This window comes from Pseudomonas fluorescens, from assembly GCF_902498195.1.
In the GTDB taxonomy this organism is placed as follows: Bacteria; Pseudomonadota; Gammaproteobacteria; order Pseudomonadales; family Pseudomonadaceae; genus Aquipseudomonas; species Aquipseudomonas fluorescens_BU.
In genome coordinates, this window is sequence record NZ_CABVIY010000001.1 from 670,638 (window position 1) to 696,884 (window position 26,247).

General features: G+C 60.7%; 27 protein-coding genes and 1 pseudogene. 13 read left to right on the top strand and 15 right to left on the bottom strand.

Features of this window, described 5'->3' with window-relative positions; all coding sequences use genetic code 11:
• Window positions 1-33: 33 nt before the first annotated feature.
• Window positions 34-459 carry a MerR family transcriptional regulator gene (locus F8N66_RS03170; RefSeq protein WP_150769219.1) on the bottom strand — a complete coding sequence of 142 codons (426 nt, stop codon included), beginning with the start codon at window positions 457-459 and terminating at the stop codon, window positions 34-36.
• Window positions 460-523: 64 nt separating this feature from the next.
• Here F8N66_RS03170 and F8N66_RS03175 point away from each other — a divergent pair, with 64 nt between their 5' ends.
• Entirely contained in the window at window positions 524-1,354 is an 831-nt protein-coding gene (locus F8N66_RS03175; RefSeq protein ID WP_150768778.1) for an alpha/beta fold hydrolase, read from the top strand.
• Window positions 1,355-1,464: 110 nt separating this feature from the next.
• Here F8N66_RS03175 and F8N66_RS03180 read toward each other — a convergent pair whose 3' ends face one another.
• Window positions 1,465-1,863: a hypothetical protein gene (locus F8N66_RS03180; RefSeq protein WP_150768779.1), complete on the bottom strand. Its 399-nt coding sequence runs from the start codon at window positions 1,861-1,863 to the stop codon at window positions 1,465-1,467.
• Window positions 1,864-2,023: 160 nt separating this feature from the next.
• Window positions 2,024-2,656 carry a TetR/AcrR family transcriptional regulator gene (locus F8N66_RS03185; protein ID WP_150768780.1) on the bottom strand — a complete coding sequence of 211 codons (633 nt, stop codon included), beginning with the start codon at window positions 2,654-2,656 and terminating at the stop codon, window positions 2,024-2,026.
• A 98-nt stretch (window positions 2,657-2,754) separates the two neighbouring features.
• Here F8N66_RS03185 and F8N66_RS03190 point away from each other — a divergent pair, with 98 nt between their 5' ends.
• Together F8N66_RS03190 and F8N66_RS03195 are read left to right on the top strand one after the other, a co-directional pair.
• Entirely contained in the window at window positions 2,755-3,993 is a 1,239-nt protein-coding gene (locus F8N66_RS03190; protein WP_150768781.1) for an NAD(P)/FAD-dependent oxidoreductase, read from the top strand.
• Between the two features lie 95 nt (window positions 3,994-4,088).
• Complete coding sequence (locus F8N66_RS03195) at window positions 4,089-4,544, top strand: nuclear transport factor 2 family protein (RefSeq protein WP_150768782.1); 456 nt, start codon at window positions 4,089-4,091, stop codon at window positions 4,542-4,544.
• Between the two features lie 95 nt (window positions 4,545-4,639).
• Here F8N66_RS03195 and F8N66_RS03200 read toward each other — a convergent pair whose 3' ends face one another.
• On the bottom strand, window positions 4,640-5,083 hold the full coding sequence (locus tag F8N66_RS03200) for a hypothetical protein (RefSeq protein WP_150768783.1): 444 nt from the start codon (window positions 5,081-5,083) through the stop codon (window positions 4,640-4,642).
• Window positions 5,084-5,314: 231 nt separating this feature from the next.
• Between F8N66_RS03200 and F8N66_RS03205 the strand changes: the two are divergent.
• From F8N66_RS03205 to F8N66_RS03220, 4 genes and pseudogenes are all read left to right on the top strand, one after another.
• Window positions 5,315-6,031: pseudogene (locus F8N66_RS03205) on the top strand (class I SAM-dependent methyltransferase).
• Window positions 6,032-6,218: 187 nt separating this feature from the next.
• Entirely contained in the window at window positions 6,219-6,734 is a 516-nt protein-coding gene (locus F8N66_RS03210) for a sigma-70 family RNA polymerase sigma factor (protein ID WP_150768784.1), read from the top strand.
• Window positions 6,721-7,710, top strand: a complete 990-nt coding sequence (locus F8N66_RS03215; RefSeq protein ID WP_150768785.1) for a FecR domain-containing protein — start codon at window positions 6,721-6,723, stop codon at window positions 7,708-7,710. Before F8N66_RS03210 ends, F8N66_RS03215 begins: the two co-directional genes overlap by 14 nt.
• 122 nt (window positions 7,711-7,832) lie before the next feature.
• Window positions 7,833-10,244 carry a TonB-dependent siderophore receptor gene (locus F8N66_RS03220; RefSeq protein WP_150768786.1) on the top strand — a complete coding sequence of 804 codons (2,412 nt, stop codon included), beginning with the start codon at window positions 7,833-7,835 and terminating at the stop codon, window positions 10,242-10,244.
• Window positions 10,245-10,348: 104 nt separating this feature from the next.
• Here the strand turns inward: F8N66_RS03220 and F8N66_RS03225 are convergent, their stop codons facing one another.
• The 3 genes from F8N66_RS03225 to F8N66_RS03235 all read right to left on the bottom strand — a co-directional run bounded on the left by F8N66_RS03225 (window position 10,349) and on the right by F8N66_RS03235 (window position 13,235).
• Entirely contained in the window at window positions 10,349-11,482 is a 1,134-nt protein-coding gene (locus F8N66_RS03225; protein WP_150768787.1) for an aminotransferase class V-fold PLP-dependent enzyme, read from the bottom strand.
• 140 nt (window positions 11,483-11,622) lie between these two features.
• Complete coding sequence (locus F8N66_RS03230; protein ID WP_150768788.1) at window positions 11,623-12,165, bottom strand: AAA family ATPase; 543 nt, start codon at window positions 12,163-12,165, stop codon at window positions 11,623-11,625.
• 173 nt (window positions 12,166-12,338) lie between these two features.
• The gene (locus tag F8N66_RS03235) at window positions 12,339-13,235 is read right to left on the bottom strand and encodes an AraC family transcriptional regulator (protein WP_150768789.1); all 897 of its coding nucleotides are present in this window, start codon (window positions 13,233-13,235) and stop codon (window positions 12,339-12,341) included.
• Between the two features lie 138 nt (window positions 13,236-13,373).
• On the opposite strand from F8N66_RS03235, the gene F8N66_RS03240 reads away from it, so the two are divergent.
• From F8N66_RS03240 to F8N66_RS03250, 3 genes are read left to right on the top strand one after another with little or no spacing between them, the layout of a single operon-like run.
• Window positions 13,374-14,117, top strand: coding sequence for an SDR family NAD(P)-dependent oxidoreductase (locus tag F8N66_RS03240; RefSeq protein ID WP_150768790.1), 744 nt, complete (start codon window positions 13,374-13,376; stop codon window positions 14,115-14,117).
• Window positions 14,118-14,137: 20 nt separating this feature from the next.
• Window positions 14,138-14,539 carry a VOC family protein gene (locus F8N66_RS03245; protein WP_150768791.1) on the top strand — a complete coding sequence of 134 codons (402 nt, stop codon included), beginning with the start codon at window positions 14,138-14,140 and terminating at the stop codon, window positions 14,537-14,539.
• Complete coding sequence (locus F8N66_RS03250; protein WP_150768792.1) at window positions 14,536-15,513, top strand: saccharopine dehydrogenase family protein; 978 nt, start codon at window positions 14,536-14,538, stop codon at window positions 15,511-15,513. The genes F8N66_RS03245 and F8N66_RS03250 overlap by 4 nt, the downstream gene beginning before the upstream one ends.
• Before the next feature lie 16 nt (window positions 15,514-15,529).
• On the opposite strand, the gene F8N66_RS03255 is transcribed toward F8N66_RS03250, so the two are convergent.
• Window positions 15,530-16,411: an AraC family transcriptional regulator gene (locus F8N66_RS03255; protein ID WP_191622885.1), complete on the bottom strand. Its 882-nt coding sequence runs from the start codon at window positions 16,409-16,411 to the stop codon at window positions 15,530-15,532.
• Window positions 16,412-16,614: 203 nt separating this feature from the next.
• Here F8N66_RS03255 and F8N66_RS03260 point away from each other — a divergent pair, with 203 nt between their 5' ends.
• Window positions 16,615-17,364 carry an SDR family oxidoreductase gene (locus F8N66_RS03260; protein WP_150768794.1) on the top strand — a complete coding sequence of 250 codons (750 nt, stop codon included), beginning with the start codon at window positions 16,615-16,617 and terminating at the stop codon, window positions 17,362-17,364.
• Between the two features lie 59 nt (window positions 17,365-17,423).
• Here the strand turns inward: F8N66_RS03260 and F8N66_RS03265 are convergent, their stop codons facing one another.
• Window positions 17,424-17,837 carry a winged helix-turn-helix transcriptional regulator gene (locus tag F8N66_RS03265; RefSeq protein WP_150768795.1) on the bottom strand — a complete coding sequence of 138 codons (414 nt, stop codon included), beginning with the start codon at window positions 17,835-17,837 and terminating at the stop codon, window positions 17,424-17,426.
• 96 nt (window positions 17,838-17,933) lie between these two features.
• Here F8N66_RS03265 and F8N66_RS03270 point away from each other — a divergent pair, with 96 nt between their 5' ends.
• Complete coding sequence (locus tag F8N66_RS03270) at window positions 17,934-18,398, top strand: nuclear transport factor 2 family protein (protein ID WP_150768796.1); 465 nt, start codon at window positions 17,934-17,936, stop codon at window positions 18,396-18,398.
• A 214-nt stretch (window positions 18,399-18,612) separates the two neighbouring features.
• On the opposite strand, the gene F8N66_RS03275 is transcribed toward F8N66_RS03270, so the two are convergent.
• The 5 genes from F8N66_RS03275 to F8N66_RS03295 form a co-directional block, all read right to left on the bottom strand.
• Window positions 18,613-19,443, bottom strand: a complete 831-nt coding sequence (locus F8N66_RS03275) for a type 1 glutamine amidotransferase domain-containing protein (RefSeq protein ID WP_150768797.1) — start codon at window positions 19,441-19,443, stop codon at window positions 18,613-18,615.
• 233 nt (window positions 19,444-19,676) lie between these two features.
• Window positions 19,677-20,567, bottom strand: a complete 891-nt coding sequence (locus tag F8N66_RS03280; protein ID WP_150768798.1) for a DUF2950 domain-containing protein — start codon at window positions 20,565-20,567, stop codon at window positions 19,677-19,679.
• Window positions 20,568-20,593: 26 nt separating this feature from the next.
• A complete protein-coding gene (locus F8N66_RS03285; protein ID WP_150768799.1) occupies window positions 20,594-22,066 on the bottom strand; it encodes a DUF3300 domain-containing protein in 1,473 nt (490 codons plus the stop codon).
• Window positions 22,067-22,199: 133 nt separating this feature from the next.
• Window positions 22,200-22,874 carry a MarC family NAAT transporter gene (locus F8N66_RS03290; protein WP_150768800.1) on the bottom strand — a complete coding sequence of 225 codons (675 nt, stop codon included), beginning with the start codon at window positions 22,872-22,874 and terminating at the stop codon, window positions 22,200-22,202.
• A gap of 52 nt (window positions 22,875-22,926) precedes the next feature.
• Complete coding sequence (locus F8N66_RS03295) at window positions 22,927-23,502, bottom strand: hypothetical protein (RefSeq protein ID WP_150768801.1); 576 nt, start codon at window positions 23,500-23,502, stop codon at window positions 22,927-22,929.
• Window positions 23,503-23,802: 300 nt separating this feature from the next.
• Between F8N66_RS03295 and F8N66_RS03300 the strand changes: the two genes are divergently transcribed.
• Window positions 23,803-25,215, top strand: coding sequence for a DUF1254 domain-containing protein (locus F8N66_RS03300; protein ID WP_150768802.1), 1,413 nt, complete (start codon window positions 23,803-23,805; stop codon window positions 25,213-25,215).
• A 100-nt stretch (window positions 25,216-25,315) separates the two neighbouring features.
• On the opposite strand, the gene dapF is transcribed toward F8N66_RS03300, so the two are convergent.
• Window positions 25,316-26,131, bottom strand: a complete 816-nt coding sequence (gene dapF, locus F8N66_RS03305) for a diaminopimelate epimerase (RefSeq protein WP_150768803.1) — start codon at window positions 26,129-26,131, stop codon at window positions 25,316-25,318.
• Window positions 26,132-26,247: the final 116 nt, after the last annotated feature.

Below are 26,247 nucleotides of genomic sequence, written 5' to 3' on the forward strand. Positions count from 1 at the left end.
CGCTGCCGGCCGCTCCTTTGGGCACGGAACGGGTCATTCTGTTACTGGCGCCACACCTTCCTCGCGCAGGCGATGCAATAACAACTGCGTGTTGTCCGCGCAAGCCATGCCTTCGGGCTTGCTTTCAACGCCTTCGATCACCAGCAGCAGTTGCGCTTTATTCAGGGCCAGCCGTTGCTGGAGAATTTCGATTTCCAAAACCTTGCGCTTGAGCCCGCCGAGCAGCGCTTCCTGCTTCCAGCCGTTCGCATTCATCGGCAGTAATTGTCGGATTTCCTCCAATGAAAAGCCCGCCGCCTGGGCGCCGGTGATGATCTCCAGGACCCACTCCGTATCCGGTGCGTAATCCCGATACCCGTTGGCTTTGCGCGCGGCAGGCTTGATCAGGCCGCTCGCTTCGTAAAAACGGATGCGTGAAGGCGCCAGTCCGCTGATTTTCGCCAGTTCGCCTATTCTCATATTCCACTCCGGGAAACCATTGACCTTGAAGCTGACTTTAAACCTGAAGAGAGGAGATGCGAACATGGGTTATGTCACTACGCAGGACGGTGTCGAGATCTTTTACAAAGACTGGGGTCCACGGGATGCCCAGGTGATCTTCTTTCACCACGGATGGCCGCTCAGCGCCGACGACTGGGATGCGCAAATGCTGTTTTTCCTGGATAACGGCTACCGGGTGGTTGCACACGACCGGCGTGGCCACGGGCGATCCAGTCAGGTGTGGGACGGGCACGACATGGACCACTACGCCGATGACGTCGCGGCCGTGGTTGACCATCTTGGCGTGCAGGGTGCGGCCCATGTGGGGCACTCCACCGGCGGCGGTGAAGTCATCCACTACATTGCCCGCCACGGTGAAGACCGCGTGTCGAAGGCGGCGATCATCAGTGCCGTGCCACCCTTGATGGTCCAGACCCCAGGTAATCCGGGCGGCTTGCCGAAGTCGGTTTTCGATGACTTGCAGGCACAGCTGAAGGGCAACCGCGCACAGTTCTACCATGACGTTCCGGCCGGACCTTTCTACGGTTATAACCGCCCGGGTGCAAAACCGTCCGAGGGCACCATCCTGAATTGGTGGCGCCAGGGCATGATGGGTTGTGCAAAGGCCCATTACGACGGGATCGTGGCCTTTTCCCAGACCGACTTTACCGACGACCTGAAGCGCATCACGATCCCCGTGCTGGTGATGCATGGTGATGATGATCAGATCGTGCCTTATGAAAACTCCGCGCCCCTGTCAGCGAAGCTATTGCAAAACAGCACGCTGAAAACCTACGCGGGCTTCCCCCATGGCATGCCCACAACGAACGCCGATACCATCAACGCCGATTTGCTGGCTTTCCTGCGAGGTTAGGCAACGGGGGGCGGGCGCCAATCCTGCCCCGGCTTTTCCTGACGCTGCAACACGACCCGGTCCTGTGTCGGCACCAGGCGCGTTGCAGGCGGATGGATGGGGGCGTCGCGCTAGCGACGGTAGTAGCGGCGGTCGTCCTCGTAGCGGTGGCGCATGGCTCGATCCCGGTGGCGTTCCCAGTCACGATGGCGTTCGGCTTCTCGGCGGGCTTGCTCCCTACGCCACTGTTCTCTGCGCCAGTCGTCTCGGCGCCAATGGTCCCGGCGATCATGCCAGCGGTCGTCATGCCAGTCTCGGTCGTCATGGGCCAGCAACGGGCCCGGCTGTTGGCCGGCGCGAGTGGCCAAGGTCGGCCAGGGGTTGCCGGCAGCCTGTACCGGAGATTGAACGGCTGCGACTTCAGTGGCGAAAACAGGGGTTGCGGTCTTCATTTGTGTGGCGGATGCCGAGCCCATTGCCGCGAACGCCAACAGGCCGAAGATCACCCTCCGTGGGTCATGGAATTTCATGAGCGAAGACAACCTCTGATTGACAAATGGACGTGTGGCCATCCAGCGGCGGGAAGACTGCGAGGTCGCGTTTCCCGAGCGGATGTGCCTATCCACATAGACCGATAAATAGCGAAAAGTTCTAGGACCCCGCTGCGTGAGTAGTCGACAGCCTTTGCGTTCAGCCGCCCCGACCGTCATACGTGAGGAACGCATGGATGGCGTCGACGATCGCTGGTTCGATCCGGCTGACATCCAGGTCATGGGGTGGATGCAGGACCGCCGTATGCACCAGCGATTCGGTCATGCGCAGGGTCATCCACGCGGCCATGGCGAGGTCCGGATGCTTGACGTCGTGGGGATGATCCGCCAGCAGGCGCTGAATATGGCGGTGAATATCCGCTTGCACGGCGTGAGCGCCGTCGTTGTCTTCAAAAAACGGTCGTTCGTGTTCCAGCAGGCGATGCAATTGCGGCTCGACCTCATGGGCGGCCATGGCCGCGCGCACCAATCGCACGATTTCGCCACGCAAGCCGCCGTCGCCGGGGGCGGCCAGAATCGCTTCGATGGAGTGGGCCATCTGCTCGGCATGGCGGCTGTGCAAGGCCACCAGCAGGGATTCCTTGTTCGGAAAATACTGGTAGAGCGAGCCCACGCTCACGCCTGCCTGTTGCGCCACGACATTGGTGCTCATGCCGGCATAGCCGCGCTCCAGTAAAACGCGAGCACTGGCTTCGAGAATGGCATCGACCATTGCCACTGAACGGCTCTGGCGCGGGAGTTTGCGAGGTTTTGACAGGTTGAGGTCGGGCATGGTCTGGCGCGAGTAGTGAATGCGAGTGATGGCTCGTATTATTGGTTCTCCACTGCCTTGCGTCAACGCAACGAAGGCAGGACTGACAGAGGATCACCATGAAACACATCTTGATAATCGGCGGTGGCTTTGCGGGTTTATGGAGTGCGGCCTCCGCCGCCCGGCAACTTGAAGAGCTGGGGAAGATTGCGCAAATCACCCTGATCAACCCTGATCCGTGGCACAGCATTCGCGTGCGCAACTATGAGGCCGACCTGTCGGATACCCGGGTCGACCTGTCCTCGGTCCTGGCGCCGATCGGCGTCAATTTGCTGATAGGCAAGGCCACTTTCATTGATACCGGTAAGCGGGTCGTCACGGCACAGGTGCAAGGATCGACATTGAGTCTTCCCTACGACAAATTGATTCTCGCCAGCGGCAGTCACCTCGTGCGTCCATCGACACCCGGCGTGGCCGAACACACCTTCGATGTCGACTCTTACGGCGCCGCGCTCAAGCTGCAACGCCATATCGATAACCTGGCGAGCGCACCGGCCACGCCCGGCCACTTCACCGCGCTGGTGGTCGGTTCCGGGGCCACGGGGGTCGAGATTGCCTGCGAACTTCCCGCTCGACTGCGCGCGGCGGCTGGCGGGGGCGACGGTTCGCAAGCCGCTGCCCAGGTGCGGGTGATCCTGGCTGACCGCGGGCCGACGATTGCCCGTGGCCTGGGAGGAGGGCAGCCGGTCATCGAGCGCGCGTGCCGCGAACTGGGGATCGAGTTGTGGGCGGATTTCGCCCTGGCCTCGGTGGACAGCCGTGGTGTGACCCTCGGCGATGGCCGGCGCATCGAGGCGTCAACCGTCGTGTGGTGTGCGGGCATGCGGGCCAGTGAGCTGACGCAATGCGTGGCGGCGACACCGGACAGCCAGGGCCGGCTCAAGGTCGACAACTGCATGCGCGTCGCGGGCATCGACCACCTGTTCGCCGCGGGCGATGTAGCCCACGCCTTGATCGATGGCGAACATCCGTCCGTCATGTCCTGCCAGCATGCACGCCCCATGGGCCGCTTTGCCGGACATAACGCTGTGAACGAACTGTTCGGGCGGCCCCAGCAGCCTCTGAACATCGACTGGTACACCAACATCGTCGACCTGGGTCCCTGGGGGGCGGTCTATACGCAGGGGTGGGCGCGAGAGGCTGTAGCAGAAGGGGCCCAGGCCAAAAACACCAAATCGGTGATCAACCGCGAGCGGATTTACCCACCTCGTCAAGGTGGACGGGAGCAGATACTGGCGGCGGCGACGCTGGATCTGCAAAGACCACCGCTACTCAAGCCGATGGCAAGGGTGTCCTAGCGACGCGTTCGAACACGGGTGCAGCCCTCCAAACGGACGATGTTGGCGCCCGCACGGAGGGCTATCGTCCAGGGACAAAAAACACGGAGGTCACGATGGACATCAAGACGCTGCTGCTTGAGCGCGAACTCAACGAGGTCCTTGGCCGCTATGCGCGCGCCTGCGACCAGCGGGACTGGTCCGCGCTGGACGATGTGTTTGTGGAGGAGGCCACCGCTGACTACGGCGGCGTACACCTGTTGCAAGGACGCGCGCCGATCGTGGCCATGGTCCGTATGCACCTGGACGGTTGCGGGCCTTCCCAGCATTTGCTCGGCAACCTGCGGGTGGATGCCGGTGAATCGTCGGTCGAGAGCCGGGTGTACGTGCGTGCCGCGCATCGCGGAGCGGGCAGCCTGCAGGACATGACCTATGAAACCCTGGCTGAGTATCAGGATCGCTGGGTATCAACGGCCCGGGGTTGGCGTATTGCCCATCGGCGCATGGACATCAGTCATGAACTGGGATCGCGCGAGGTCCTTCGCCCGCTGCCACAGGCTGCACGCGGATAACGTTGATTGGCTGGCGGCGGTGAAGCGGGATGGGGAAGGCGTCGCCATGGCCTGGCGAAAGCTGCACAGGCCACGGTCCCGAACGGGTGCGCGTCCTAGCCGGCGCTGATGTTGCCGCAGAAAAGAGGACGGCTGCCGTCTGCCGCACTGCTGCGAACGAGCAAGGCGTAGTCACCCTGGGTCAGTTTGCCCAGTGCTACGGGGGCCTGGGCCCAATGCCGGGTTCGCGGGGCCAGCGAAGGGTAGTCGACGCTGTTGGCCTGCCGGGTCTCGTACGCCGGTTGTGCGCTCAGGTGCTCGCAGGTGCCGGCGTAGAGAGCAGTGTCGAGGCGGCTGGAGACCGCCATGTCGTGGGGGACCCCGCCGACGGTGAGCCAGATGCTGGTGTGATCGCCCACCGGGCTGAGGGTGGCGCGAGCGATATGCTGTGCGTTCTGTGGGGTAGCCACCAGGGGAACATCGATGACTTCAGACCTGCTTGCGCAGCCTGAAATCACCCCGGTCGCCACGACCAACGCCAGCCAAGATCTTCTGTTCATCACAGATCTCCTGATTAGAGGTGCGTGGATTTCCCCCCTGTGGAGTTTAGTGGCCGGCTGCGCGCAGGGGATCCAACTGATGGGTGGTCACCGGCCGCCTTCCAACCCGCCCCGAGGCGTGTGGATGGGGTGAGTCTTGGTATTCCTGATGGGAATGCATTGCATGAAATTAATGAATTTTTATTATTGGTGGCGGTGACGTAGGTTGATTCGAGGACATGGAGAACCGCCTTGAAATCATCCCCCCTCAATGCAGCTGAAAAATTCGATACCTCACGCGCCAATGAATAAGGTCGGCAGAGCCGTATTGCACTCGCCGGCTATGACGCCTGCCAGGACCTGGCGGCGTGCATCCTGGCGGCAAGCCTTGGCGATACGGGCAGGGCAAAAATCCTGGTGGTGGGCGCGGGCGGTACAGCGCAGGAAATCATCGCCATGGCCAGGCTTGAGCCGGCCTGGCGCTTCACGGCCGTTGACCCCTCCGAGCCGATGCTGGACGCCGCGAAACAGCAACTGGCCGCCCACCACCTGCTCGACCGTACGACCCTGCATCCCGGGTACGTCGAAGATCTGCCAGCAGACGCGTCCTACGACGCCGCCACCTTGATCGGCGTTCTCCATCATCTCGAAGGGGATGATGCCAAGCGACACATCCTGCGCTCCATTCAGGCCCGGCTGAAGCCCGGTGCGCCGCTGATTGTCGCGGGCAATCACTACGCCTACGCCAGCCAGCCGCTGCTGCTGGCCGCCTGGGGGCAGCGGTGGCGCCAACAGGGGGCCAGCCCGGATGAAGTGAAGGTCAAGCTGGGGAAAATCCTGCAGGGCGCGGATCCTCCACATTCCGAGGCGGCGGTTCAAAGGCTTTTGCATGAAGCCGGGTTCGGCGATGCAACCCGGTTCTTCAGCAGCCTTTTCTGGGGCGCCTGGTTGACCTGTAAAGCGCGTTGAACAGGCTCTTGAGCAATCGGTATGTGGTTGAAGGTGGTCTTTGAGAAGGGTCGCGATCGAGCCAAAGCGGCCTTTCGAGGAAGGCAGCTGACGACCAGAAACGCACGCTAAGCGCCACGCATTTGCCTGAGGCCTATCGCGTGGGTAGAATGCGATTCATTATCAATTATGTACTTGCGGGATGCCGATGCGCAGCGACGATACACTAGGTACTGCAGATCTAGGGTTGCTCTATCGCACCCACCACTCGTGGTTACACGGCTGGCTAAGCCGACGCATTGGATGTCGCGAAAACGCAGCAGACTTGGCGCAAGACACGTTCGTGCGTCTGCTCAAATCCCGTCAGTCAAGCCCCTTGCGCGAACCCCGTGCCTATCTGAGCAGCATCGCCCGCGGGCTGATGATTGATCAGTATCGTCGGCGCGAACTCGAACGTGCCTACCTGGAGAGCGTCGCGTCGCTGCCTCAACATGAGGTTCCCTCGGAAGAAAGCCGGCTGCTGATTCTTGATGCGCTCGAGCGGATAGACCGCATGCTCGACATGCTTAAGCCGAGAGTTCGCCAGGCGTTTTTATTTGCCCGGCTCGACGGCTTGACCTGCGCGCAAATAGCCGAAAAGTTGGGTGTTTCCCGCGCGACAGTGGAACGCGACCTGGCCATGGCCCTGCAACACTGCTATCGCTTGCGTTATGTCGAGGCGTGAGCCGCAGGCGCTGGATCCGGCCGTTGTCGACCAGGCGATCCACTGGCAGGTGCGGCTTCGCTTCAATCAGCCAGATGAGCAAACACAGCGCACTTTCGAGCACTGGCTGCAGCAGCGCCCGGAGCACGTGTTGGCGTGGCAGCGTGTGGAAGCGCTCGGGGATGAGTTCGCGGGCGTGCCAGCGCAATTGGCCCGACAAACCCTTGATGTCACCCACCATGGCATGCGTCGACGGGAAAGCCTGAAGCTGCTGGGCCTATTGGCCACCGTTGGCGCAGCCGCCTGGCTCGGCCGGGATTACACACTCGTGCCGGCCATGCTTGCGCAGCAGCGCAGTAGCACCGGCGAGCAACGACGTGTCCAGCTCGATGACGGCAGCCTTATCCAGCTCAATAGCGACAGTGCTGTCGACAGCGATTTCGACGCACAGCGACGCCTGATCATTCTGCGGCGTGGCGAAATCATCGTGAATGTCGGCGCGGATGAACGCTCGGCGCAAACGCGACCTTTCTGGGTTCAAACACGCGACGGGGTGATGCGCGCCCAGAGTCCCCGCTTGCTGGCGCGCGAGCGTGACGACGGCACCCTGCTGGCGGTTCAGGGAGGCTCGGTCACCGTGTTTCCTGGCGCCAGGCAAACCCTTGCCGGTAGCGAAAGCAGCAGTATCCAGGCCGCCAATCAGCTGCTGTTCACCTCAAGTGGCAGCCGTGAGTTCAGGGATAACGGCCTTGATGTCTGGAGCTGGAGTGACGGGGTGATCAGTGCGCGCAATATGCGCCTCAGTGATTTTATTGTGGAGTTGTCGCGCTATCGCCCCGGCGTATTGCGCTGCGCCGCAGAGGTGGCAGATCGTCGGGTTTCCGGCACCTTTCAGCTCGCCGACAACGATCAGGTACTGGCATTGGTCGCGCAGTCGCTGCGCTTGCGCGTTGATTTCCGGACCCGTTACTGGGTGACGTTGACCGCCGCCAGCTGAGTCCATGCGTACTTTTCTCCTGCCTGAAAAAATTAATGAGGTAGTTTCTCATTCTCGTTCGACTTGTAAGGAAGGCCGACGTTACAGGCCAATCTGCCGATACCCTTCCATGGAGCGAGAAAATGAGTTCGTCCCCGGTTACACAGCGCCATCCATTGAATCGTGCCGTACACGGCGCGATCCTGGGTTTGATCGTCAGCAGCTACGCATTACCGTCGCAGGCAGCATCTTCGAGCGCTGAACACCACAACCAGGTCCAGCAATGGAATATCGCTGCCGGCCCACTGGCGCCAGCGCTCGACCGCTTTGCGCGCGAGGCTGGCATCAGTCTTTCCTTCGATGCCCCGAGCGTAGCGAACCGCACTACGGGAGGCGTGAACGGCACCTTCGATACATCGGCAGCGCTGTCAACGTTGTTGCAGGGAAGCGAATTGCAGATCGAGCAGCAAGGCCCGAACGCTTACCTGCTGATACCTCGGCAAAAGCCTGCCGGCCCGCTCGAAATCGGCGCAACCGACATCGAGGACTACCGCCTCGCGCCCCTTATCATCAATGCCAAGGTCAAGGTCAATGCCGACGACGACACCCATTCGGTGGTCGCCAAGGAACTCTGGGTCGGCGGCAAGGTGGCAACCAGCATCCTCAACACGCCGGCCTCGGTGTCGGTGGTGACCCGCAAGGAAATGGAGCAACGCAGCGTCAGCACCACGGAAGAGGCGCTTCAGTACACGCCGGGCGTGGTCAGCGACTTTTACGGTACGGACGACCGCAACGACTATTTCCAGATCCGCGGCTTCCAGGCCACCACCTACCGTGACGGCTTGACCCTGAGTTCAATGCGCGGTGTCCGCGAAGATCCTTTTGCCTATGAGCGCATCGAAATTCTGCGTGGCGCCAACTCCACGCTGTTTGGCCCGGCGGACCCGGGGGGCTCGGTGAACTTCGTGACCAAGCAGCCGCGCTTCGAGCAGTTTGGCCAGGGCTATGTGACCTACGGTTCCTTTGACCATGTCGAGACAGGCGTCGATGTGGGGGATGTGCTGAACGACGAAAAAACCCTGGCCGGCCGCTTTACCGCCAAAGGGCAAAACAGCGACCGCGAGTACGACCACTCACAGGACGATAACCAGTTGTTCATGGGGGGCCTCACCTGGGCACCCACGGATTACACGTCGGCCACCATGATTCTGGACTACCTGAAAACCGAAAGTTCGCCGAACAGCGGTGGCTATCCGCTGGACAAGGAATACGACCGCAGCAAATTTTTTGGTGAGCCCAGCTACAATTTTCACGATGTCGAGCGCACCAGCCTCAGCGGCAACGTCACCCATGACTTCGACAACGGCTTCGTGCTGCGCAGCAACCTGCGTTACAGCAAGCTGACCGATGACTACGGCTACGTTTACCTGAGCGATAACGCCTCGCGTGTCGGCACGACGGTCCCCCGCTATCTGCTGGGGACGGACAGCGATGCCGACCAGTTCAACGGCAACCTGATGCTGCAATACGATGCCCGTTTCGAGAACATCGACAGCAGCACCCTGGTGGGCGTGGAATATCTCGACTCGTCGACCAAAGAAAGCTCGGTCTACGACCTGGCGTCCTCGATCGACATTGCCAACCCGGTGTTCACTGGCGTTTCAAGCGCACTCACGCCGTATACCGCCAAAAAGAGCGACGCGACCACCAAGGCGGTATTCCTCCAGCAGAACCTGTCGTTCTACGAGCGTTTCATCGTCACCGGCGGTGTGCGCAACGACTCCATGGACCTGTCCAGCAAGGGCTACAACCAGTTCTCCAGCCCGGTGCAATTTGATGACAAGGACAACTTTTCCGAAACCTCTTATCGCGGTGCGTTGACCTATATCGTCAACGATGAGGTGTCCACCTACGTCAGCATGGTGGAATCCGTCTCGCCCCCTCAGGTGGGCGTTACACCGCAAACGGGCAAGCAGTACGAAGTCGGCGTGAAGTATTCGCCGATGGCGATGGACGCGTTGTTCTCGGCAGCCGTTTATGACCTGACCCAGGAAAACGTCACCATCGCTGTGGTGCTGCCGAGCGGCATCATTGAGCAGCAGACGGTGGGGGAGTCGCGGGTGCGCGGCCTCGACCTGGAGGCCAAGGCGCAAGTGACGCAGAACCTCAGCCTGATCGGCGCCTATTCCTACATGAAGTCCGAGGTGCTACGCGGCACGTTGTACGACGGCAGCTCCCTCAAGGGTAACCAGTTCACCACGGCACCGAAGCACTCCGCTTCGCTGTGGAGTTACTACGACTTGCCCGGCACTGACGTCAGCGTCGGCCTCGGCGCACGCTACGTAGGCGCTTATTACATGGACGCCGCCAACACCAGCAAAAGCGATGGCACCACGTTGTTCGACGCCGCCTTCAATTACCGGATTGCCAAGGGCACCGACCTGGCCGTGAATGTCAACAATCTGCTGGATGAGCAACACGTGGTCGGTTCCGGCACGGCGAACTATTACAACCCGGGTCGCGAAATTACCGCCAAAGTGAGTTACAACTGGTAAGCCGGCGTGTAAGCCTTTTTCCCGCACAGGAAGGGGTGCCCGCTGTGCAGCGGGCACCGTCAACCTGGCCATCAATCGACGAGCAACCGGTCGCCATCGAGGGCTCAGTTAGCCATCACCTCGTCCAGCGCCTGCTCAAGGGTGCTGACCGTTCGCTCGATATTGTGCAGCTTTTCCAGTCCGAACAGACCGATGCGAAAGGTCTGGAAGTCGGCCGGCTCGTCGCATTGCAACGGCACTCCGGCGGCGATCTGCAGGCCGTGGCTGGCAAATTTCTTGCCGTTCTTGATGTCGGCATCGTCGGTGTAGCTCACCACGACGCCGGGGGCCTGAAAGCCGGCGGCGGCCACGCTCTTGATGCCTTTGCCGGTCAACATGGCGCGCACCCGATCGCCCAGCGCCTGTTGTTCGTCGCGGACCTTGTCGAAACCGTAGGCTTGCGTCTCTTTCATCACTTCGTTGAATCGCGCGAGGGAATCGCTGGGCATGGTCGCATGGTAGGCATGGCCGCCCTGTTCGTAGACCTGCATGATCTGAAGCCACTTTTTCAGGTCGCAGGCGAAGCTGCTGCTTTGCGTCTGTTCGATGCGCTCGAGGGCCAAAGCACTGAACATCACCAGCGCGCAGCAAGGGGAGGCGCTCCAGCCTTTCTGCGGTGCGCTGATCAGCAGGTCGACGGCGCATGCGTGCATATCCACCCAAAGCGTGCCCGAGGCGATGCAGTCCAGCACGAACAGGCCACCCACGGCATGCACGGCGTCGCCGACGGCCCGCAGGTACTCGTCGGGCAGGATGATCCCGGATGAGGTTTCAACGTGGGGGGCGAAGACAATCTGCGGCTTGTGCGCCGCAATGGCTGCCAGCACTTCGTCCAGGGGAGGGGGGGCGTAGGCGGCCTGGCGACCGGTGTCGACCGGTCGGGCCTTGAGCACCGTGGTGGCCGCCGGGATGTTGCCCATCTCAAGGATCTGGCTCCAGCGATAACTGAACCAGCCGTTGCGTATCACCAGGCATTGCTGGCCGGTGGCAAACTGTCGCGCCACCGCTTCCATGCCGAATGTGCCGCTGCCCGGGACCACCGCCACGGCCTGGGCGTTGTAGACCTGTTTCAGGGTCGTGGAAATGTTCTTCATCACGCCTTGAAATGACTGCGACATGTGGTTGAGCGAGCGGTCGGTGTAGACCACGGAGTACTCGACCAGCCCCTCGGGATCGATACTGGGATATAGCTTTGACATGGGTGACTCCTTTGGCAGAAATCTCAGTGGTATCGACCCTGCCCTAAGCCTTGGCAAATGACAAGATTGCCCGGGAGTCAATGGCGACTTCTGTCGGGCGGCGGGCAGCATCAGGTCGATGACTGGACACGGCAATGCTCTCAGTTGGCGCGCAGTTGTGGAGGGGGTGTCGCGGGCAAGCTGTGCAGAAATGCGCCAATCTGCCGCCTGTTTCGCAAGTGCACCGTAGGAATACGCGGGCCAATGGCTTGACGCACGGCCTCGATACCCGGGCGGTAGCCACGATCGAAACGCCATACGAAGTTCAGGAAGGTCAGGAACGCCCGGTCGAGCTTCTCGGTACAGCCTGCCGGAAGGTCCGCGCGAGGGCGGTTCATCAGGCTGCGCATGATCACCCGGGTGAAACAGGTGAGCCGCGGGGTATCGAGCCAGATGATCAGGTCGGCACGGGGCAGGCGCAGGTCGAATGTGCGCCGGGCATAGTTGCCTTCACAGATCCAGGCATCCGCGGCGATCGCTTCGCTGACGCGTGCGCGAAACTGCCCGGCGTCGGGCTCGATCCAGCCGGGCTCCCAAAACAGGGTGTCCAGATGCACCACGGGCAGACCGAGGCGCTTGCCCAAGGCGCGGGCAAGGGTAGATTTGCCGCTACCGGCATTGCCTAGAATTACAATCCGTTGCATGGGGACGTCCTGTCGCGCAAAAAGCCGGCAATTGTGCAGGTTTTGCCAGGTCAGTTAAAGGCTGGTGGGCAACCGCGCCACAGAATTGAGTGGTGCTGCATCAACCGGTTGAATCCACAGCCGATAGCTGCCCGTCACAAGGGCCTGCAATTCGATCCAGCCAGTCCATCCTCTCACTCGCTTGCGATGGCCTTCGTCTGGTCGAGGATCCTGCCGGCATCCTGCGAGGGAGGAAGCCCAAACACGCGTGCATAATCCCGACTGAATTGGGTCGCGCTTTCATAGCCGACCTCGAAGGCAGCAGCCATGACGCTCTTGGCATTGGCGACCATCAGTGTTCTGGCCTGGAGCAGGCGAATCCGTTTCTGATACTGCAACGGGCTCAGATTGGTGACTGCCTTGAAGTGGCGATGGAACGCCGAGACGCTCATGGAGGCTCGTTCCGCCAGGCGCTCCACGCCAATGGACTGCGCGAAATCACGGCGGATCCATTGGATCGCCATGTTGATCCGGGCCATCGCGCTATCCGGCACTGCGATTTCCCGCAACATCCAGCCAAGGGGCCCCTGGAGTACGCGGAAGATGATTTCTCGCTCGTAAACCGGGGCCAGGGCGGCGATGGCGTCCGGGTCGCCCATCAGTCGCAGCATTCGCACCCACGCATCCATCAGCTCGCAGGTGACTGGCGCTACTGAAAACCCGAGGTTGTTTTCAATGCGCCCGAGAGGTTTTGGCAGGTCAGCAAATAGCGTCGACAACACTGTCGGATCAAGCGTCAGGCTGACAGCCAGGTAAGGCTCTCCCGATACGCTCGGGTGCACAGACCCCACCGCGGGCAAATCAATGGACATGACGAAATAGGTCGCAGGGTCATACCGAAGCGTCCGATCCCCCACGGTCATGCTTTTGCTGCCTTGCAGAATCACGTTGATCATCGGGTCATACACCGCCGCCAGCAGGTGCTCGGGGATTTTGCCCTGCACCATGGCCACGCGAGGGATGCCCGTTTCGGTACGGCGATTTTCAGCCTTGGCCGCGAGCGACCTGAGTTCGTTCAGTTGATTGTCCATGCCGCGCATGCTGAGGGTAGATGCTGACGCCCTGCAAGCGAAAAGCAGAAACAGGCAGGTTTCGAGCAGGAACGGGTGGGGGCCGGGCTGGGGCGATGAGTACGCTGGGTCGACATTTGAACCTCAGAGGAATAGCGCATGAGCGTAATCGTCATTACCGGTGGCAGTCGCGGGATCGGTGCCAGTACCGCCGAACATATCGCCCGGCGAGGAATGGGAGTCATCCTCACCTATAACGCCAGCCCGCACGCCGCCGCTACGGTCGTTGCACGCATTGAACACGCGGGCGGCAAGGCGGTAGCGCTCAAGCTCGATGTAGCTGACGTGGGTAGTTTTGAGGCGTTTCGCCAGTCGGTGGTATTGACCTTACGGGAAACCTGGGACACCGCCACGCTGGGCGGACTGGTCAACAACGCGGGCTACGGGCTGTTCAATTCCCTGGCAACCGTCACCGAGGCGCAATTCGATGGCCTGTTGAATGTACATCTCAAAGGACCGTTCTTCCTCACCCAGGCACTGCTGCCGCTGCTGGCGGAAAACGCCAGTATCGTCAACGTGACCAGTGCCACGACCCGCGTTGCTACAGCGGGCGTCGCCCCTTATGCGGCATTCAAGGGCGGGCTCGAAGTGCTCACCCGCTACATGGCCAAGGAATTTGGCGAGCGGCGCATACGGGCCAACGCTGTTTCGCCCGGCGCCATCCGGACCGAATTGGGTGGCGGGCTGAGCGATGAGTTCGAGGCGATGCTGGCGGCGCAGACAGCGCTCGGCAGCGTCGGCGAGCCGCAAGACGTCGCGCGCGTCATCGCCATGTTGCTGTCGGAGGAGGGCGCCTGGATCAATGCCCAGACCCTCGAAGTCGCCGGCGGCTACACCATCTGACCATAAACGAGGATTTTGCCATGCTGGATCATGTTTTTTTGTCCGTGAGCGATATCGCACGGTCCATCCAATTCTACGAAGCGGCCCTGATCCCGTTGGGCATCACCGCGCGCCTGGACTACGACGGCAAGGACGGCCCGCCGGGTCATCCTGACCTGAAAGGCTTTGGTGCCCATGGCCGGATGTTCTTCTGGCTGCGTGAAGGGGTCGTCGAAGGGCGCGCCGTTCACCTAGGTTTTGTCGCCAAAAGCAAGGCTGAAGTGGACGCCGCCTATGCCGCTGCCATGGATCAGGGCGCCGTCGACAATGGCGCGCCCGGCGCGCGTTTGCACTACGACCCTGATTACTACGCCGCCAATGTGCTGGACCCGGATGGGTACAGCCTCGAATTCGTCTATAAAAAATGGCAGCACGCCCAATGAGCACACTTCTGATTTATGGCGCCACGGGCTATACCGGTCGCATGGCAGCATCGCGGGCGAAAGCGCTCGGTCTGAACTTCGAAATCGCCGGGCGCAATCACTCGGGACTGGCGACACTCGCAGCGCATCTGGACGTGCCGTTTCGCGTGTTCGATACCGCAGCGGATGCCCAGGGCTCGTTATCTGGCATCTCGGTATTGCTCAATGTCGCGGGGCCGTTCGCGCACACGGCAGAGGCCTTGATGCGTGCCTGCATCAAGGCGGGTGTCGACTATCTGGACATCACCGCCGAGATCAACGTTTACCGGCTGGCCGAGCGGCTGGGCGCTGACGCGGCTGTACACCGGGTCATGTTGTTGCCGGGTGTCGGTTGGGATGTCGTGCCTACCGACTCGCTGGCGGTGCATGTCGCCAAGCGTGTCGAAAAACCCCGCGCGCTGAGCATCGCGCTTCAGGTTCCAGGCTCGATGTCCCGAGGCTCGGCCATGAGTGTCAGTGAAATCATTGGCGCAGGCGTGCTGGCGAGGGTCGATGGCGAACTGGTCGCAACACCCGATGCGACCCCTCGTCAATTCGACTTCGGCGAGGGCCCGGTCCTTTGCGCGCCGCTGTCTTTCGGTGATCTGGTGACGGGCTGGCATTCGACCGGCATCCCGAATATCGCGATGTTCGTGCATATCGCGGGCGACGCATTTCCAGGAGGGGATCTGTCGCAATTGCCTGATGGTCCGACGCCAGAGGAGCGTGATGCTCATCGGGCACGTGCCGTGGTTGAGGTCACAGGGGCAGATGGCGCAATCGCACGGTCAATGATCGAAACCGTGAACGGCTACTCCTACACGCCACTGGCGGCCGTGGAAGCTGCGCGCCGCGTATTGACCGGTGAGCGGCAGCCGGGCTTTGCCACCCCGTCCAGGGTCTTCGGCGGTGGGTTTGCCGAAAGCATTGCCGGGACAGAAATCACCGATTTCTAAGGCCGGAGCGGTTTGCTCAAGCGGTTGTTACGGGTTCTCGTGCGGGGACGGGCGAGCGGAATCTCGCCGCGTCCCGCGCCGGTGGCAGGCCGAACAACCGCGCGTACTCCCGGTTGAATTGCGAAGCGCTTTCATACCCTACGGCATAGGCGATGGACGTCGCGTCCAGCGTATCGAACAACAGCAACCAGCGAGCCCTCAGCAAGCGCAGGCGCTTTTGATATTGAATCGGCGTCATCGCCGTTACCGATTTGAAGTGCCGGTAGAAGGCCGCAACGCTCATGCCTGACATGAGCGCGAGCGGCTCGACGCGAAAAGGCTCGGTGTAGTGCTCGCGAATCCACTGCGTGACACGGCGGATCTGCGTCATCCGGCCATCCGGTCGCGCGATGTCACGAAGAATGCCACCCAGCGGCCCCTGCAACGCGCGGAACAGGATCTCGCGCTCGATCATCGGCGCCAGCACCCCAGCCTCATGCGGGCGATCCATGAGCCGCATCATGCGTAACCATGCGTCAATCATCTCGGCGGGTGCGAGAACACCTTCGAAACACGAGTTCTGCGACGCCCCTGGCCCCTTGCCTTCGTCCATCAGCAGGGTCGCGATCACCTCGGGGGCCAGTGTCAGGCTGACCGCTAGATAGGGCTGATCCGCTGCATCGGAGTGAATCTGCCCCGTGGCGGGTACATCGACAGGCACCAGAAAATAACTACCTGCCGAGTACCTCGAAACATCTTCCCCTATCGACAGGGTCTTGGTGCCCTGTAGCACCAGATGCAGCATGGGCTGATAGACCTGATCCGCACAGGCCTCGGCGCGGACCATCTCAACACGGGGCAATCCGGTATCGGTCCACTTGTCTTGTGCACGCATCACGAGGCTGCGCAGTTCTGCCATTGGTTTTTCCATGCTTCCCACCGTGAGCCATATCCCAGGGCTTAGCAAGCCAACCGAGAAGAATAGGCAAGCATGTGCGAGTAACCGGCAAACGTCCGCGCCCTCGATGCCCGAATACTGATGACACTCGCTCGTTGCATGGCGGTTGTTCACGACCCGATCGCAACGAAGTCTTCTTTCAGGCAACTCCAAAAGGGCAAGACATGAAACTCGAAGGAAAAATAGCGGTTGTAACGGGTGCGTCGAAAGGCATAGGCGCCGGGATCGCCAAGGCTCTGGCCGCGCAGGGCGCGACAGTCGTTGTCAACTACGCCTCCAGCAAGGCCGATGCGGATGCCGTGGTTGCCCACATCACGGAAGACGGCGGCTCAGCCTTTGCCGTACAGGCAGACATGAGCCAGGCGGCTGATGTTGTGCGCTTGTTTGAAACGGTCCGCACGAAGTACGGCACCCTGGATGTGCTGGTCAATAATGCCGGTGTCGCGGTGTTCCAGATGATCGATGACCTGACCGAAGAGGCCTTCCACACGCAATTCAATCTGAATGTGCTGGGCTATCTGCTCGCGGTCCGTGAAGCCGTCAAACTGCTGGGGCGCAACGGCAGCATCATCAACATCAGCTCGATCCTCAGCACCGATCCCTATTTGGCTTCGAGCGTGTACTCGGCGACCAAGGGTGCGGTCGACACCTTGACCTTTGCACTGGCCAGGGAGCTGGGCGTGCGTGGCATCAGGGTCAACTCGATCCTGCCAGGGCACACGAACACACCGGCCACGGACGGAAATTTCGCCGGCGCCCTGGGTGAGACACTTCTTGCTGGAACCCCGCTGGGGCGGTTCGGAGAGCCTGAAGACATCGCACCGTTGGCTGTGTTTCTGGCATCTGGGGATTCGCACTGGGTGACCGGCGAATCCATCCGCGCTGCTGGCGGTGTTCGCGGTGTGGGTTACTGACACGACTGCTTGAACCCCAGGCGCACGCAAGCGTGTGCCTGGCCGGGCCGCATCGGCGGTTAAACCTGTTCCGCCTCGATTGCCCGGGCGTCGAAATCGGCTTGGGCCTTCATCACCGCTTCCAGGTGATCGAGTGTCCAGAGATACAAGGCGTTAAAAGGGTGTTCGAGCGTCCTGCCCAGCGGGGTGATGCTGTATTCAACCGCCACCTGCGAGGAGGGGATGACGCGCCTCGCCAAAATGCCGTTGCGTTCAAGACGACGAAGGGCTTGGGTCAAGGCTTTTTGGGTGATCCCGTCCAGGCATCGTTTGAGCTCATTGAATCTCAGTGGCTTCTTGCACAGTGCTGCGAGTATCAGCACCGACCACTTGTCCGCGATCTGGTCGAGCAGGAAGCGGCTGGAGCAATCCACGCCCCGATCCGCAGAGGCCGGATCGATCTTCGCTGCGGACTTATCGGCAGTTTCACGCATGGGGTTTCCTCGGGTATACCTGATGACTTCAAAGTGCGTAATTGATATTAGGTATACACAATATACCATTGGGTTTCTACCTATCCGGAGTTACCCATGTCATCTACACGCCAGACAGACGCCGCCGATCAGCTCGCGGTCGTTGAAACCCTCTACCGCTTTGCCGCAGGAATCGATCTGCGTGACAACGCACTTCTCGCTTCTGCCTTTACGCAGGATGCGGTTTCCGACTTCAGGCCTGCCGCAGCAAAGGCCGGCTTTGAATATCCTGTACTTGAAGGGCGAGACGTCATCGTTGCTGCCTTGTCCAGTGCCCTGGGGCATGTCGATACCACCCATTCGGTCAGCAATCCCCGAGTGAGCATTGAGGGTGACAAGGCGCATCTGGATGCGCTGGTTGAGGCACAACATGTGCTGAGGAACGATCCTGCACGCCACTACCTCATGAAGAACCGCTACGAGGTCGATCTGGTGAGGCTCGGTGAGGGATGGGGTATTGAGCGGGTAACGGTCGACAACGTCTGGCGCACAGGCGACATCGAAGTGCTCATGGGCATTTAGCCACGAAGGGTTTTCTGGTGTTTTGCCTGGGCGTTAGGCCATACGACGTTCAGGAAGGCAGGAGCGCCCGGTCGAGCTTTTTTGACCCAGCCGGTATTTTGTACAAGGCCCTCTATCCAGAGATAACGTCGTTGGCATAGACGGTGGTGCTGGAGCCAAAGCAGATTGACCCGCAGCACCTGAGGCCCGGCTCGCCTGGCGCGGCCGCCCGGGATTACTTCAGTTTCGCCAGCATGGCCACGGCGACTGCCTTGGCCGACTGTGGGTTCTGGCCGGAAATGACTTCGCGGTCTTCGATCACGTTCTCGCTCCATGGCTTGGCTTCGGAGAAGTTGGCACCGGCGGCCGTCAGGCCATCCTGCGGGAACAGTTTCATATGGCCGCCGCCGAGGAAACCTTTGGCCTGCTCTTCTTCCGCGTCGGTGAAGGCGGTGACTTTGTAGCCCTTGTAAATCCAGTTGGCTGGCGCTGCCGGCTGTTTGCCCGATTCCAGCGCGGAGACAAAACCGTGCGCGTCGGGGATCGCCGACAACATGGCGATGGTGCCATGGCAGGTGAAGCCGGTGACCTTGCCGTTTTCATGGAAGTGGGTCAGCAGTTGGCCCAGTTGCTTGTCCTTCAGCAGATCCTGCATCGGGATATGGCCGCCAGGCACGAAGACGGCATCGAACTTGTCGTAGCCGATTTTCTGGACCTGCGCGAAGCTGATTGCCGGCGAGCCGCTCTTCGAGGTCAGCTTCAGGGTGTCCAGCAGCGCGAGACTTTCCTGACGGGCCTTTTCATCGCCGCCCCAGAAGCTCACATCATTGGATTTCTGGTCCGCGGTGGGCGCCTTGCCGCTAGGGGTGGCAAATACGACGGTTTGACCCGCCGCGATGAAGGTCTGCACCGGTTGCATCAATTCGTTCAGGAAGAACCCTGTTTGCATGACCTTGCCGTCTTTCAGGTCCAGTTGAGCCTGATCCGACAGTACGATCAATACCGTGCCGGCGTTGGCATAGTTGGCGGCAGCGGCGAGCAGGGCGGCAATAATGGTTTTTTTCACGGGAGGCTCCAGCAGGAAGGATGATGGAGCCATCTTATTACTAGAGTAGACAGTGATAGAGTCCCTGAATTGATTTTCAGTTATTACACTGGGTAATCAATGATGGGGCGATGTGCACGGCTTCTTCTTACACGGTGTTGCATCGACCGGTTGAATCCACGCCCGATTGCTGACTGTGCAGATGAGCGGTAAAGCCTGGCTTTGACGACGTGCTAGCGAAATCAAGGCAACGCTTACGGCGTCTGATCTTCGGTGACCTCCTGCCAGCTGTCATCGGGATCAAACAGCTTCATCGACTGCGCCAGTTTAGATCCCTCGGGTCCCAGGTCTTTTTCAAACACCTGGCCCTCATGGCTGATCATGAAACTCATCACCCCGGTGTCATCGTATTTCGCCGGCCAGGCGATGAGGGCAAAGCCACGGCTCATCTTGTCGCCGATGAGGTAGCTGTAGGCGCCGCCAGGTGCCGAGGGGCCTTGTCCCTTGAGGATGCGAAAGTGATAACCGTGCCAGTCTTCGCCCGCTTTGGCTGAGCCGAACAGGGGGCCCAAGGGGCTGATCTGGCCACTGTCATCGTCTGCCCAATACAGCCCGTCGTGCTGGCCGGGAGTGCTGAAGATTTTCTGCGCGTATTCGAGAGCGCCGTCACCGTCACGGTCTACGGACGCATAGTCCATCTGGGCGTCGTGATAGGTCAGCACCGATTGCACGGCGGCCAGTTCGTTGCTGCCGATTCGCCGCGTACGGATTTCGGCGCTGCCGGCCTTGATGTCGAAACGCCAACCGTTTTTGGCTTTGATCATGGGGATCGGCAGTGTCCAGTGGTCACTGCCGACCGCCAGCACTGCCTTGTGCTTGCTGGGTCTTTCGATTTGATGTTGCTCGCGGTACAGCTTCAAAAACGCATCCACGTCACTGCGCTGCACGCCGCCTCGCGGTATGTAACTGCGCCAGTCTTCGCCCAGCAACTCTGTCAGGCGTGCCTGGTCGGCGCGTTCCGTTCCCAGTGCTTCGACGAACGCATGAGCGGCCTTTTCCGGGGTTGGAAAGGCTTGCTGTGCCATGGCCATGCATGACCCTGCCAGGCCGACGATGATTGCCAGGACATGAGGGAGCAAGTCCATGGGTAACTTCACTCGAAGATGGATATTCAACGCCGGCCCCCCCCTCGTTGTCGCATGGGGGGCGCCGACGGCCTGCTGATCTGACGACCGGCAGATCGCTCGAAATTCGGGCGTTGGGCGGATGCCTGGCTGGCCCGGCCGCGGGCGGCTTGCATGCTGGTCTGCGAAGGTGAACGAGCGCCAGCGAATGCGTTGTTGCGGGCACTGCCCGGGCTGGCGGCCGGCCGTTTTTGCGTTCCCTGGCGTGCCTGGGAAAATTCCTGGCGGCGCTGTCCCGTCTGGGCGGTCTGGTGTCTGGGCTGCTGATTGTCCCGGATATTCCTGCCCGCGCCTTGGCTCCTGTCGGACGCCTTCGGTCTGTCTGCCCCGGCTTGCATGCGATTGCCGACCGAGGGTGCAGACTGCGCTCTGCGTGCTTGATCACGGGCCTGGCGATTGGTGGTGGCCGGCCGTTCGATACCGTGCCTGTCCATTGAGCTGCGGGCCTTTTCACGCGCCTGGGCGCGCTGGGCATTATCCCCGCGAAATGCTTCACGTTGGTTGGCGCCGTCCAGTTGTCGGCCGTATTGCTGACGGCTCCTGTTGTCTCGATAGGGAACGCCATCTCGATGAATGGAGTTGTGCTGCCACTTGTTCTGGTTCCGGTTGATCTGGGTGTTGCGATTGATGTTGTTGTAGCGGTCGACGTCGATGTCGATGTCGTTGTTGCCCCAGTCACAGTCACCCCACAACGAGGCGACGATCGCCACGCCGGTCCCGAACGCCAGCCCGGCCATCAAGGCCGATCCGGGGTAATACGCCGGGGGCGGTGGATAGTAAACGGGCGGCGAAGCAGGGTAGGCCCAGGTGCCATAGGTCGTGGTCGGATTGTAAGTGGGGACGTACACCACCTGCGGGTCGGCAGGCTCGATGACGATGGTGGTGGAGCTGCTGGCAGGGGCAGGGGCCTGGGCAGCGGGTGCCGGCGCCGGTGCCGGTGCGGTCTGAACCGTCACGTTCTGGTATTGGTTGCTCTGCAGGTTGCCTGCTGCCTGCGCCTGATGACGCAAGCGCTGCACGCCGTTCATGACATCGTCGGGTTGCGCCAGGAAGGCATCGCCCAGGCGCTGCACCCAGACGGGGTCCTGTCCGAGCGTTGCCAGGACCTGCGGGAACGCGACCAGCGCCTGTACGCTCGGGTCCCAGGTCTGGCTCGACACTTGTTTGACCGCCTCATCGCCCTTGGCGTCCGGATGGGCCTTGGACCAGGTGACCGCCTCGGCGATTTCCCCGGGGTAGGTGCTGGCCATCAGCACCTGTGCCAACAGCGGGTCCGGGTAGAGCGCAATGGGCGCCAGCATCTGATCCAGCTGTTCCTGGGTAAACACCGCATCTTTGGCCGGTGCCACCAGGGGCGCAGTGTCGGCAGCATTGGCGGGTGCCTGCGGCGACTGCGCCAGGCAAGAAAATCCACTGAGGGCCAGTACAACGGACACTGCGTAAAGTAGAGAATTGCGCATCGCCCCACCTCATGTGGTCAGGCTGGCTTGAGAAGGCCGGGATCAGTTACAGGGAGTGAAAACAGCCGACTTCGATGACTCACTAAGGGTAGCAGACCCTCACGTTCAAGCTGCCCGTAGCCTGCAGATAGAACTACTGAGGTCCGAGTAGATGAACGTTTTTGTCAATGAGGGTTTGTACTATTTCCACCGACCCGTTGATGGCGAACTGCGCACCCATGCAGACCAGTAAAAAGCCCATCAGGCGCGATATCGCATCAATGCCTGACTCCCCGGTTATTTTCATGATTAACCCTGAGCTGCGCAGGCAGATCCAGAGAATAATCGCCGTGAACAAGAAGATTAACGGCGGCGCGGTCAATAGCACCCAGGCCGGAAATAACGTGCTGTGCTTAATGGTCGCCGAGGAGCTGATGATCATCGCGATGGTGCCGGGCCCCGCGGTACTGGGCATGGCCAGCGGAATGAAGGCGAAATTGGCCTGTTCCTTTGCGCTGTTGGCGGCGGCAGAAGCCTGGGCAGGCGGCGGGAAGAGCATCTTCAAGCCCATGATGATGAGAATGCCGCCGCCTGCCATTCTCAAGCCCGGAATGGAGATGTTGAAAGCGTCCATCACGAACTCACCGATGTAATAGGTCAGTGCCATGATGAGAAAAACATAGAACGAAGTGGCCAGCGCCTGTTGGTTTTTTTCTTTCTGGGTCAGGCCTTTGCTCAGGGCGATAAACAAAGCCACTGTTGTAGGCGGGTTGGTCAGTGGCAGTAACGCCAGCAATCCAAGCGCGATAGCATTCAACAAATCTGTCATGGCGAAGCGTCCGCAGTTGCCTTTTTCATGGGTCTTTGCTTGTCAGGCCCCCTTAACGCGAGATGTCGATCTTCATGACCTCGGTGTAGATGGCATTGATGGTCTGACCCACCTGGAGCTTCTTCATTCGGGCCTGAAGCTGCGGGTCTTCGACCTTGAGGACGGTCAGTTCGCCTTCCGGCGGAAGCAAGGTCACTTCATGCTTTTTCAAGTCAATGCGCGTGATCCTGGACGTGACCTTGACCTTTCGAACCGCCTCACCGCCCGGATCGGGATTGTCCTGGGTGGCGCGGACAGTCACTGATTCGTTGCTGATCCCTGGCGCAGCGTCGACATTCGTGTCGAGCACATAGGCGACCGAGCGGACAACATGGATATCGACCTTTTCGCCCACCTTCAGTGTGTTCAGGGTCCTGGCTTTTTCCGTGAGCTGGAGGGATACCGGGTTTTTGTTGGCGTCTTCTATGGTCACCTGATGATTGGCCGGATCAACGGCCAGCACCCGCGTGACGAGGTGACCCTCCATGGAATGGCTGCCCAACGGCACTTCGGCTGCACGGGCGGTAAAGCCGATCGCGGCCAAGATCGAGGCGAGGGCAACAACGGCAAGGGCGGGGATCGGTTTCATGGGCCTGTTTTTCCTTCATCGGCAGGTAGAACAGCGCTATGGGGGACCGGTGGGCGTGTTTTGCACCCAGGTCAAAGCATAGACATTGATTGCCGGGATGCCCCATCGCAGCGGCGCAGGCGGGGTTGATCGCCTGGAGGATGCCTTCGTCGAGGCTCGCAGCCAAGGCACAAGACAGCTGGTCCGGGGCCGTTTGACGCAGGCGAACCCTGTGCCTAGGGTTCTTGCAGACATTCTGTACAAGGCCGGTGCTCATGACGGGTTGTACCTGTCGCACTCTTTCTTGAAAGGACGCTCGCGATGACTTCATCACGCAAATTGTTGGTGTGTGTGCTGCCGCTGTGTGTGGCACTCGGCAGCACAACGCACGCGCAAGCCAGCACGCCGGATGTATTGCTGACCACACCCGCAACACCCGATGTGGTGGAAAAGGGTATGCGGGCCGATGGTTACAGCCTGGCAATCTCGGCGTACAACTGGGGCTATCCATTGGTTCGCATGGAGCGGGTGGCGCGTGAATACACCACGGTTGCGTCGCCCAAGCCCGATACCAGCTATCGCGCAGGGCTGAACCGGATCGGCTGGGCGACTTCGCTGGCGTCACCGTCCGCCAAGGACATGCCCACCGCCAACAATGACACGTACTACATGAGCGCGGTGCTGGACCTCACCGAGCCCTACGTGTTGACCGTGCCCGACACCCACGACCGTTATTACGTGGTCGATGTATTCAACATGTGGCAGGAACTTGAACACTACGTCGGGCGGCGTACCACCGGTACCAAGGCCGGCAAGTTCGTGCTGGTGCCGCCGGGCTGGAAGGGCGATCTGCCCAAAGACGCCAAGCGCCTCGATGTCTCGACCCAAAAGATCTGGCTGTGGGGGCGCATCCACGTCAAGCAGGGCGAAGATGTCGCGCCGATCCTGGCACTGCAAAAACAGTTCAGTGTCGAGCCATTGAGCGGCAAAGCGCATACCGATCAGATGTTGCCCGCATTACCGCAAACGGGTGATGACCCGCTCGGTTTCTTCACAGAGCTGGCGGCGGCGCTCAAGGACAATCCGGTCAAACCTGCTGACGCAGCACTGTTTGCCCAGTTCGCCCGTATCGGCCTGACAGACAAGGGCTTTTCCGCCGACAAGCTGAATCCAGCCACGCGCAAGGGCCTGGAAGAAGGCTTGAAAGATGCGCCCTACGTGGCGATTGCGTCGCTGGCCAGCACCTCGTCGATTCGCAACGGCTGGAACTGGGTGACCGGCCTCGACAGTTTCGGCTACAACTACCCGCTGCGCGCCATGGTGGCCGGGCCGTATCTCGGCGGCCAGGGTGAACAGGAAGCGATGTATCCGATCCGCTTCACCGACAGCCAAAACCAACCGCTGACGGGCGCCCATCAGTACCAGGTCAAACTGGCTTCGGCGCCGCCGGTGAACGCCTTCTGGTCGCTGACCATGTACGACGCCAGCGACAAGATGCTGGTCGACAATGAGATCGGTCGCTACAAGGTCGGCACCGATACACCGGGATTGAAAGTCGCCGCCGACGGCTCGATCACCATCCCCATATCCCATGGAAAACCCCAGGGCGAGAATGCCGCCAATTGGCTGCCGGCACCTGAAGGCGGGTTCTACGTGCTATTGCGCCTGTACCAGCCTTCGCAGGATGTGCTGTCGGGCAAATGGCAGTTACCGCAATTGAACAAGGTCAATTGAAGGGCCGGGAACGGAAAATGAAAACGTTTGCTGCGTTCGTTGCCGGCCACAAGGTTCTATGTGCCGATTGAATCCCCAGCTGATTGCCGCCTGTCCCGGCTCAAGCTTTCAACAAAGCATCCCCGATCGTTCCCGAAAAAATCGTCTCCACCGGCCCGGTGAGAAAGACGGGCCCCTCGCCATCCCACTGAACCGTGACAGCTCCGCCGTCACATTCAACCTCAACGCAAGGGTCCAGCAAGCCCCGTCGAATGCCGTTAACCGCGGCGCCACAACAGCAGGAACCTGAACCCAATGGAATACCCCCTCCGCGCTCCCAGATACGCAACCGGATGTGCGCCCGGTCAATGATCTGGACGAAGTGCACGTTGGTCCTGCGGGGAAACAGGGGGTTGGTTTCAATGGCGGGTCCAATGGTCGCTATCTCAGCCCTTTTCAGGTCTTCCACAAAATAGGTGCAGTGCGGATTTCCCATGCTGCACGCTGCCGGGTCCCCGGCAAGGGGTAACACTGACGTTTCCATTGCCAGGGCCAGAGGAATCTCCGACCAGTCGAACAGCGGCTTTCCCATGTTGACGGAAATGGCGCCGGTCGAAGTTCGTTGGCAAGTCAGCAGGCCACGGTTGGTTCGCAGGACGACCGACGTCATATTGGATTCGCGCATCAGCCTGTCCGCGGCCCCACGCGTTGCGCTGCCGCAAGCGTCGAGCGGAGAGCCATCTGCATTCCAGAACATCAAGCGCGCATCTGCATCATCGCAATCGAGCACCACCGCGAGTTGATTGAAGCCGATGCCTCTGTTGCGATCTCCCATTCGCCGAGCCAGTTGGCTTGTGACTGGATTGGGCGTGTGTCGCGAGTCCACGATAACGAAATCATCGCCATTGGCGTGCATTTTATGAAAGCTCAGCGGCATAAGTAGACCTGGCGCAGGGGCGGGGAGTGGATGGACGTTCTTACCCGATCTATCCCTGTTCGCACAAATAAATCTGTCCGTTTCAGTATGAGCATCGGTGTGTGTTCGCGGCGGGC

What these genes read in the sequence shown, in the direction of transcription:
- F8N66_RS03170 (WP_150769219.1), bottom strand. Translation starts at nt 459, where the DNA reads ATGAGAATAGGCGAACTGGCGAAAATCAGCGGACTGGCGCCTTCACGC.
- F8N66_RS03175 (WP_150768778.1), top strand. Translation starts at nt 524, where the DNA reads ATGGGTTATGTCACTACGCAGGACGGTGTCGAGATCTTTTACAAAGAC.
- F8N66_RS03180 (WP_150768779.1), bottom strand. Translation starts at nt 1,863, where the DNA reads ATGAAATTCCATGACCCACGGAGGGTGATCTTCGGCCTGTTGGCGTTC.
- F8N66_RS03185 (WP_150768780.1), bottom strand. Translation starts at nt 2,656, where the DNA reads ATGCCCGACCTCAACCTGTCAAAACCTCGCAAACTCCCGCGCCAGAGC.
- F8N66_RS03190 (WP_150768781.1), top strand. Translation starts at nt 2,755, where the DNA reads ATGAAACACATCTTGATAATCGGCGGTGGCTTTGCGGGTTTATGGAGT.
- F8N66_RS03195 (WP_150768782.1), top strand. Translation starts at nt 4,089, where the DNA reads ATGGACATCAAGACGCTGCTGCTTGAGCGCGAACTCAACGAGGTCCTT.
- F8N66_RS03200 (WP_150768783.1), bottom strand. Translation starts at nt 5,083, where the DNA reads ATGAACAGAAGATCTTGGCTGGCGTTGGTCGTGGCGACCGGGGTGATT.
- F8N66_RS03210 (WP_150768784.1), top strand. Translation starts at nt 6,219, where the DNA reads ATGCGCAGCGACGATACACTAGGTACTGCAGATCTAGGGTTGCTCTAT.
- F8N66_RS03215 (WP_150768785.1), top strand. Translation starts at nt 6,721, where the DNA reads ATGTCGAGGCGTGAGCCGCAGGCGCTGGATCCGGCCGTTGTCGACCAG.
- F8N66_RS03220 (WP_150768786.1), top strand. Translation starts at nt 7,833, where the DNA reads ATGAGTTCGTCCCCGGTTACACAGCGCCATCCATTGAATCGTGCCGTA.
- F8N66_RS03225 (WP_150768787.1), bottom strand. Translation starts at nt 11,482, where the DNA reads ATGTCAAAGCTATATCCCAGTATCGATCCCGAGGGGCTGGTCGAGTAC.
- F8N66_RS03230 (WP_150768788.1), bottom strand. Translation starts at nt 12,165, where the DNA reads ATGCAACGGATTGTAATTCTAGGCAATGCCGGTAGCGGCAAATCTACC.
- F8N66_RS03235 (WP_150768789.1), bottom strand. Translation starts at nt 13,235, where the DNA reads ATGGACAATCAACTGAACGAACTCAGGTCGCTCGCGGCCAAGGCTGAA.
- F8N66_RS03240 (WP_150768790.1), top strand. Translation starts at nt 13,374, where the DNA reads ATGAGCGTAATCGTCATTACCGGTGGCAGTCGCGGGATCGGTGCCAGT.
- F8N66_RS03245 (WP_150768791.1), top strand. Translation starts at nt 14,138, where the DNA reads ATGCTGGATCATGTTTTTTTGTCCGTGAGCGATATCGCACGGTCCATC.
- F8N66_RS03250 (WP_150768792.1), top strand. Translation starts at nt 14,536, where the DNA reads ATGAGCACACTTCTGATTTATGGCGCCACGGGCTATACCGGTCGCATG.
- F8N66_RS03255 (WP_191622885.1), bottom strand. Translation starts at nt 16,411, where the DNA reads ATGGCAGAACTGCGCAGCCTCGTGATGCGTGCACAAGACAAGTGGACC.
- F8N66_RS03260 (WP_150768794.1), top strand. Translation starts at nt 16,615, where the DNA reads ATGAAACTCGAAGGAAAAATAGCGGTTGTAACGGGTGCGTCGAAAGGC.
- F8N66_RS03265 (WP_150768795.1), bottom strand. Translation starts at nt 17,837, where the DNA reads ATGCGTGAAACTGCCGATAAGTCCGCAGCGAAGATCGATCCGGCCTCT.
- F8N66_RS03270 (WP_150768796.1), top strand. Translation starts at nt 17,934, where the DNA reads ATGTCATCTACACGCCAGACAGACGCCGCCGATCAGCTCGCGGTCGTT.
- F8N66_RS03280 (WP_150768798.1), bottom strand. Translation starts at nt 20,567, where the DNA reads ATGGACTTGCTCCCTCATGTCCTGGCAATCATCGTCGGCCTGGCAGGG.
- F8N66_RS03285 (WP_150768799.1), bottom strand. Translation starts at nt 22,066, where the DNA reads ATGCGCAATTCTCTACTTTACGCAGTGTCCGTTGTACTGGCCCTCAGT.
- F8N66_RS03290 (WP_150768800.1), bottom strand. Translation starts at nt 22,874, where the DNA reads ATGACAGATTTGTTGAATGCTATCGCGCTTGGATTGCTGGCGTTACTG.
- F8N66_RS03295 (WP_150768801.1), bottom strand. Translation starts at nt 23,502, where the DNA reads ATGAAACCGATCCCCGCCCTTGCCGTTGTTGCCCTCGCCTCGATCTTG.
- F8N66_RS03300 (WP_150768802.1), top strand. Translation starts at nt 23,803, where the DNA reads ATGACTTCATCACGCAAATTGTTGGTGTGTGTGCTGCCGCTGTGTGTG.
- dapF (WP_150768803.1), bottom strand. Translation starts at nt 26,131, where the DNA reads ATGCCGCTGAGCTTTCATAAAATGCACGCCAATGGCGATGATTTCGTT.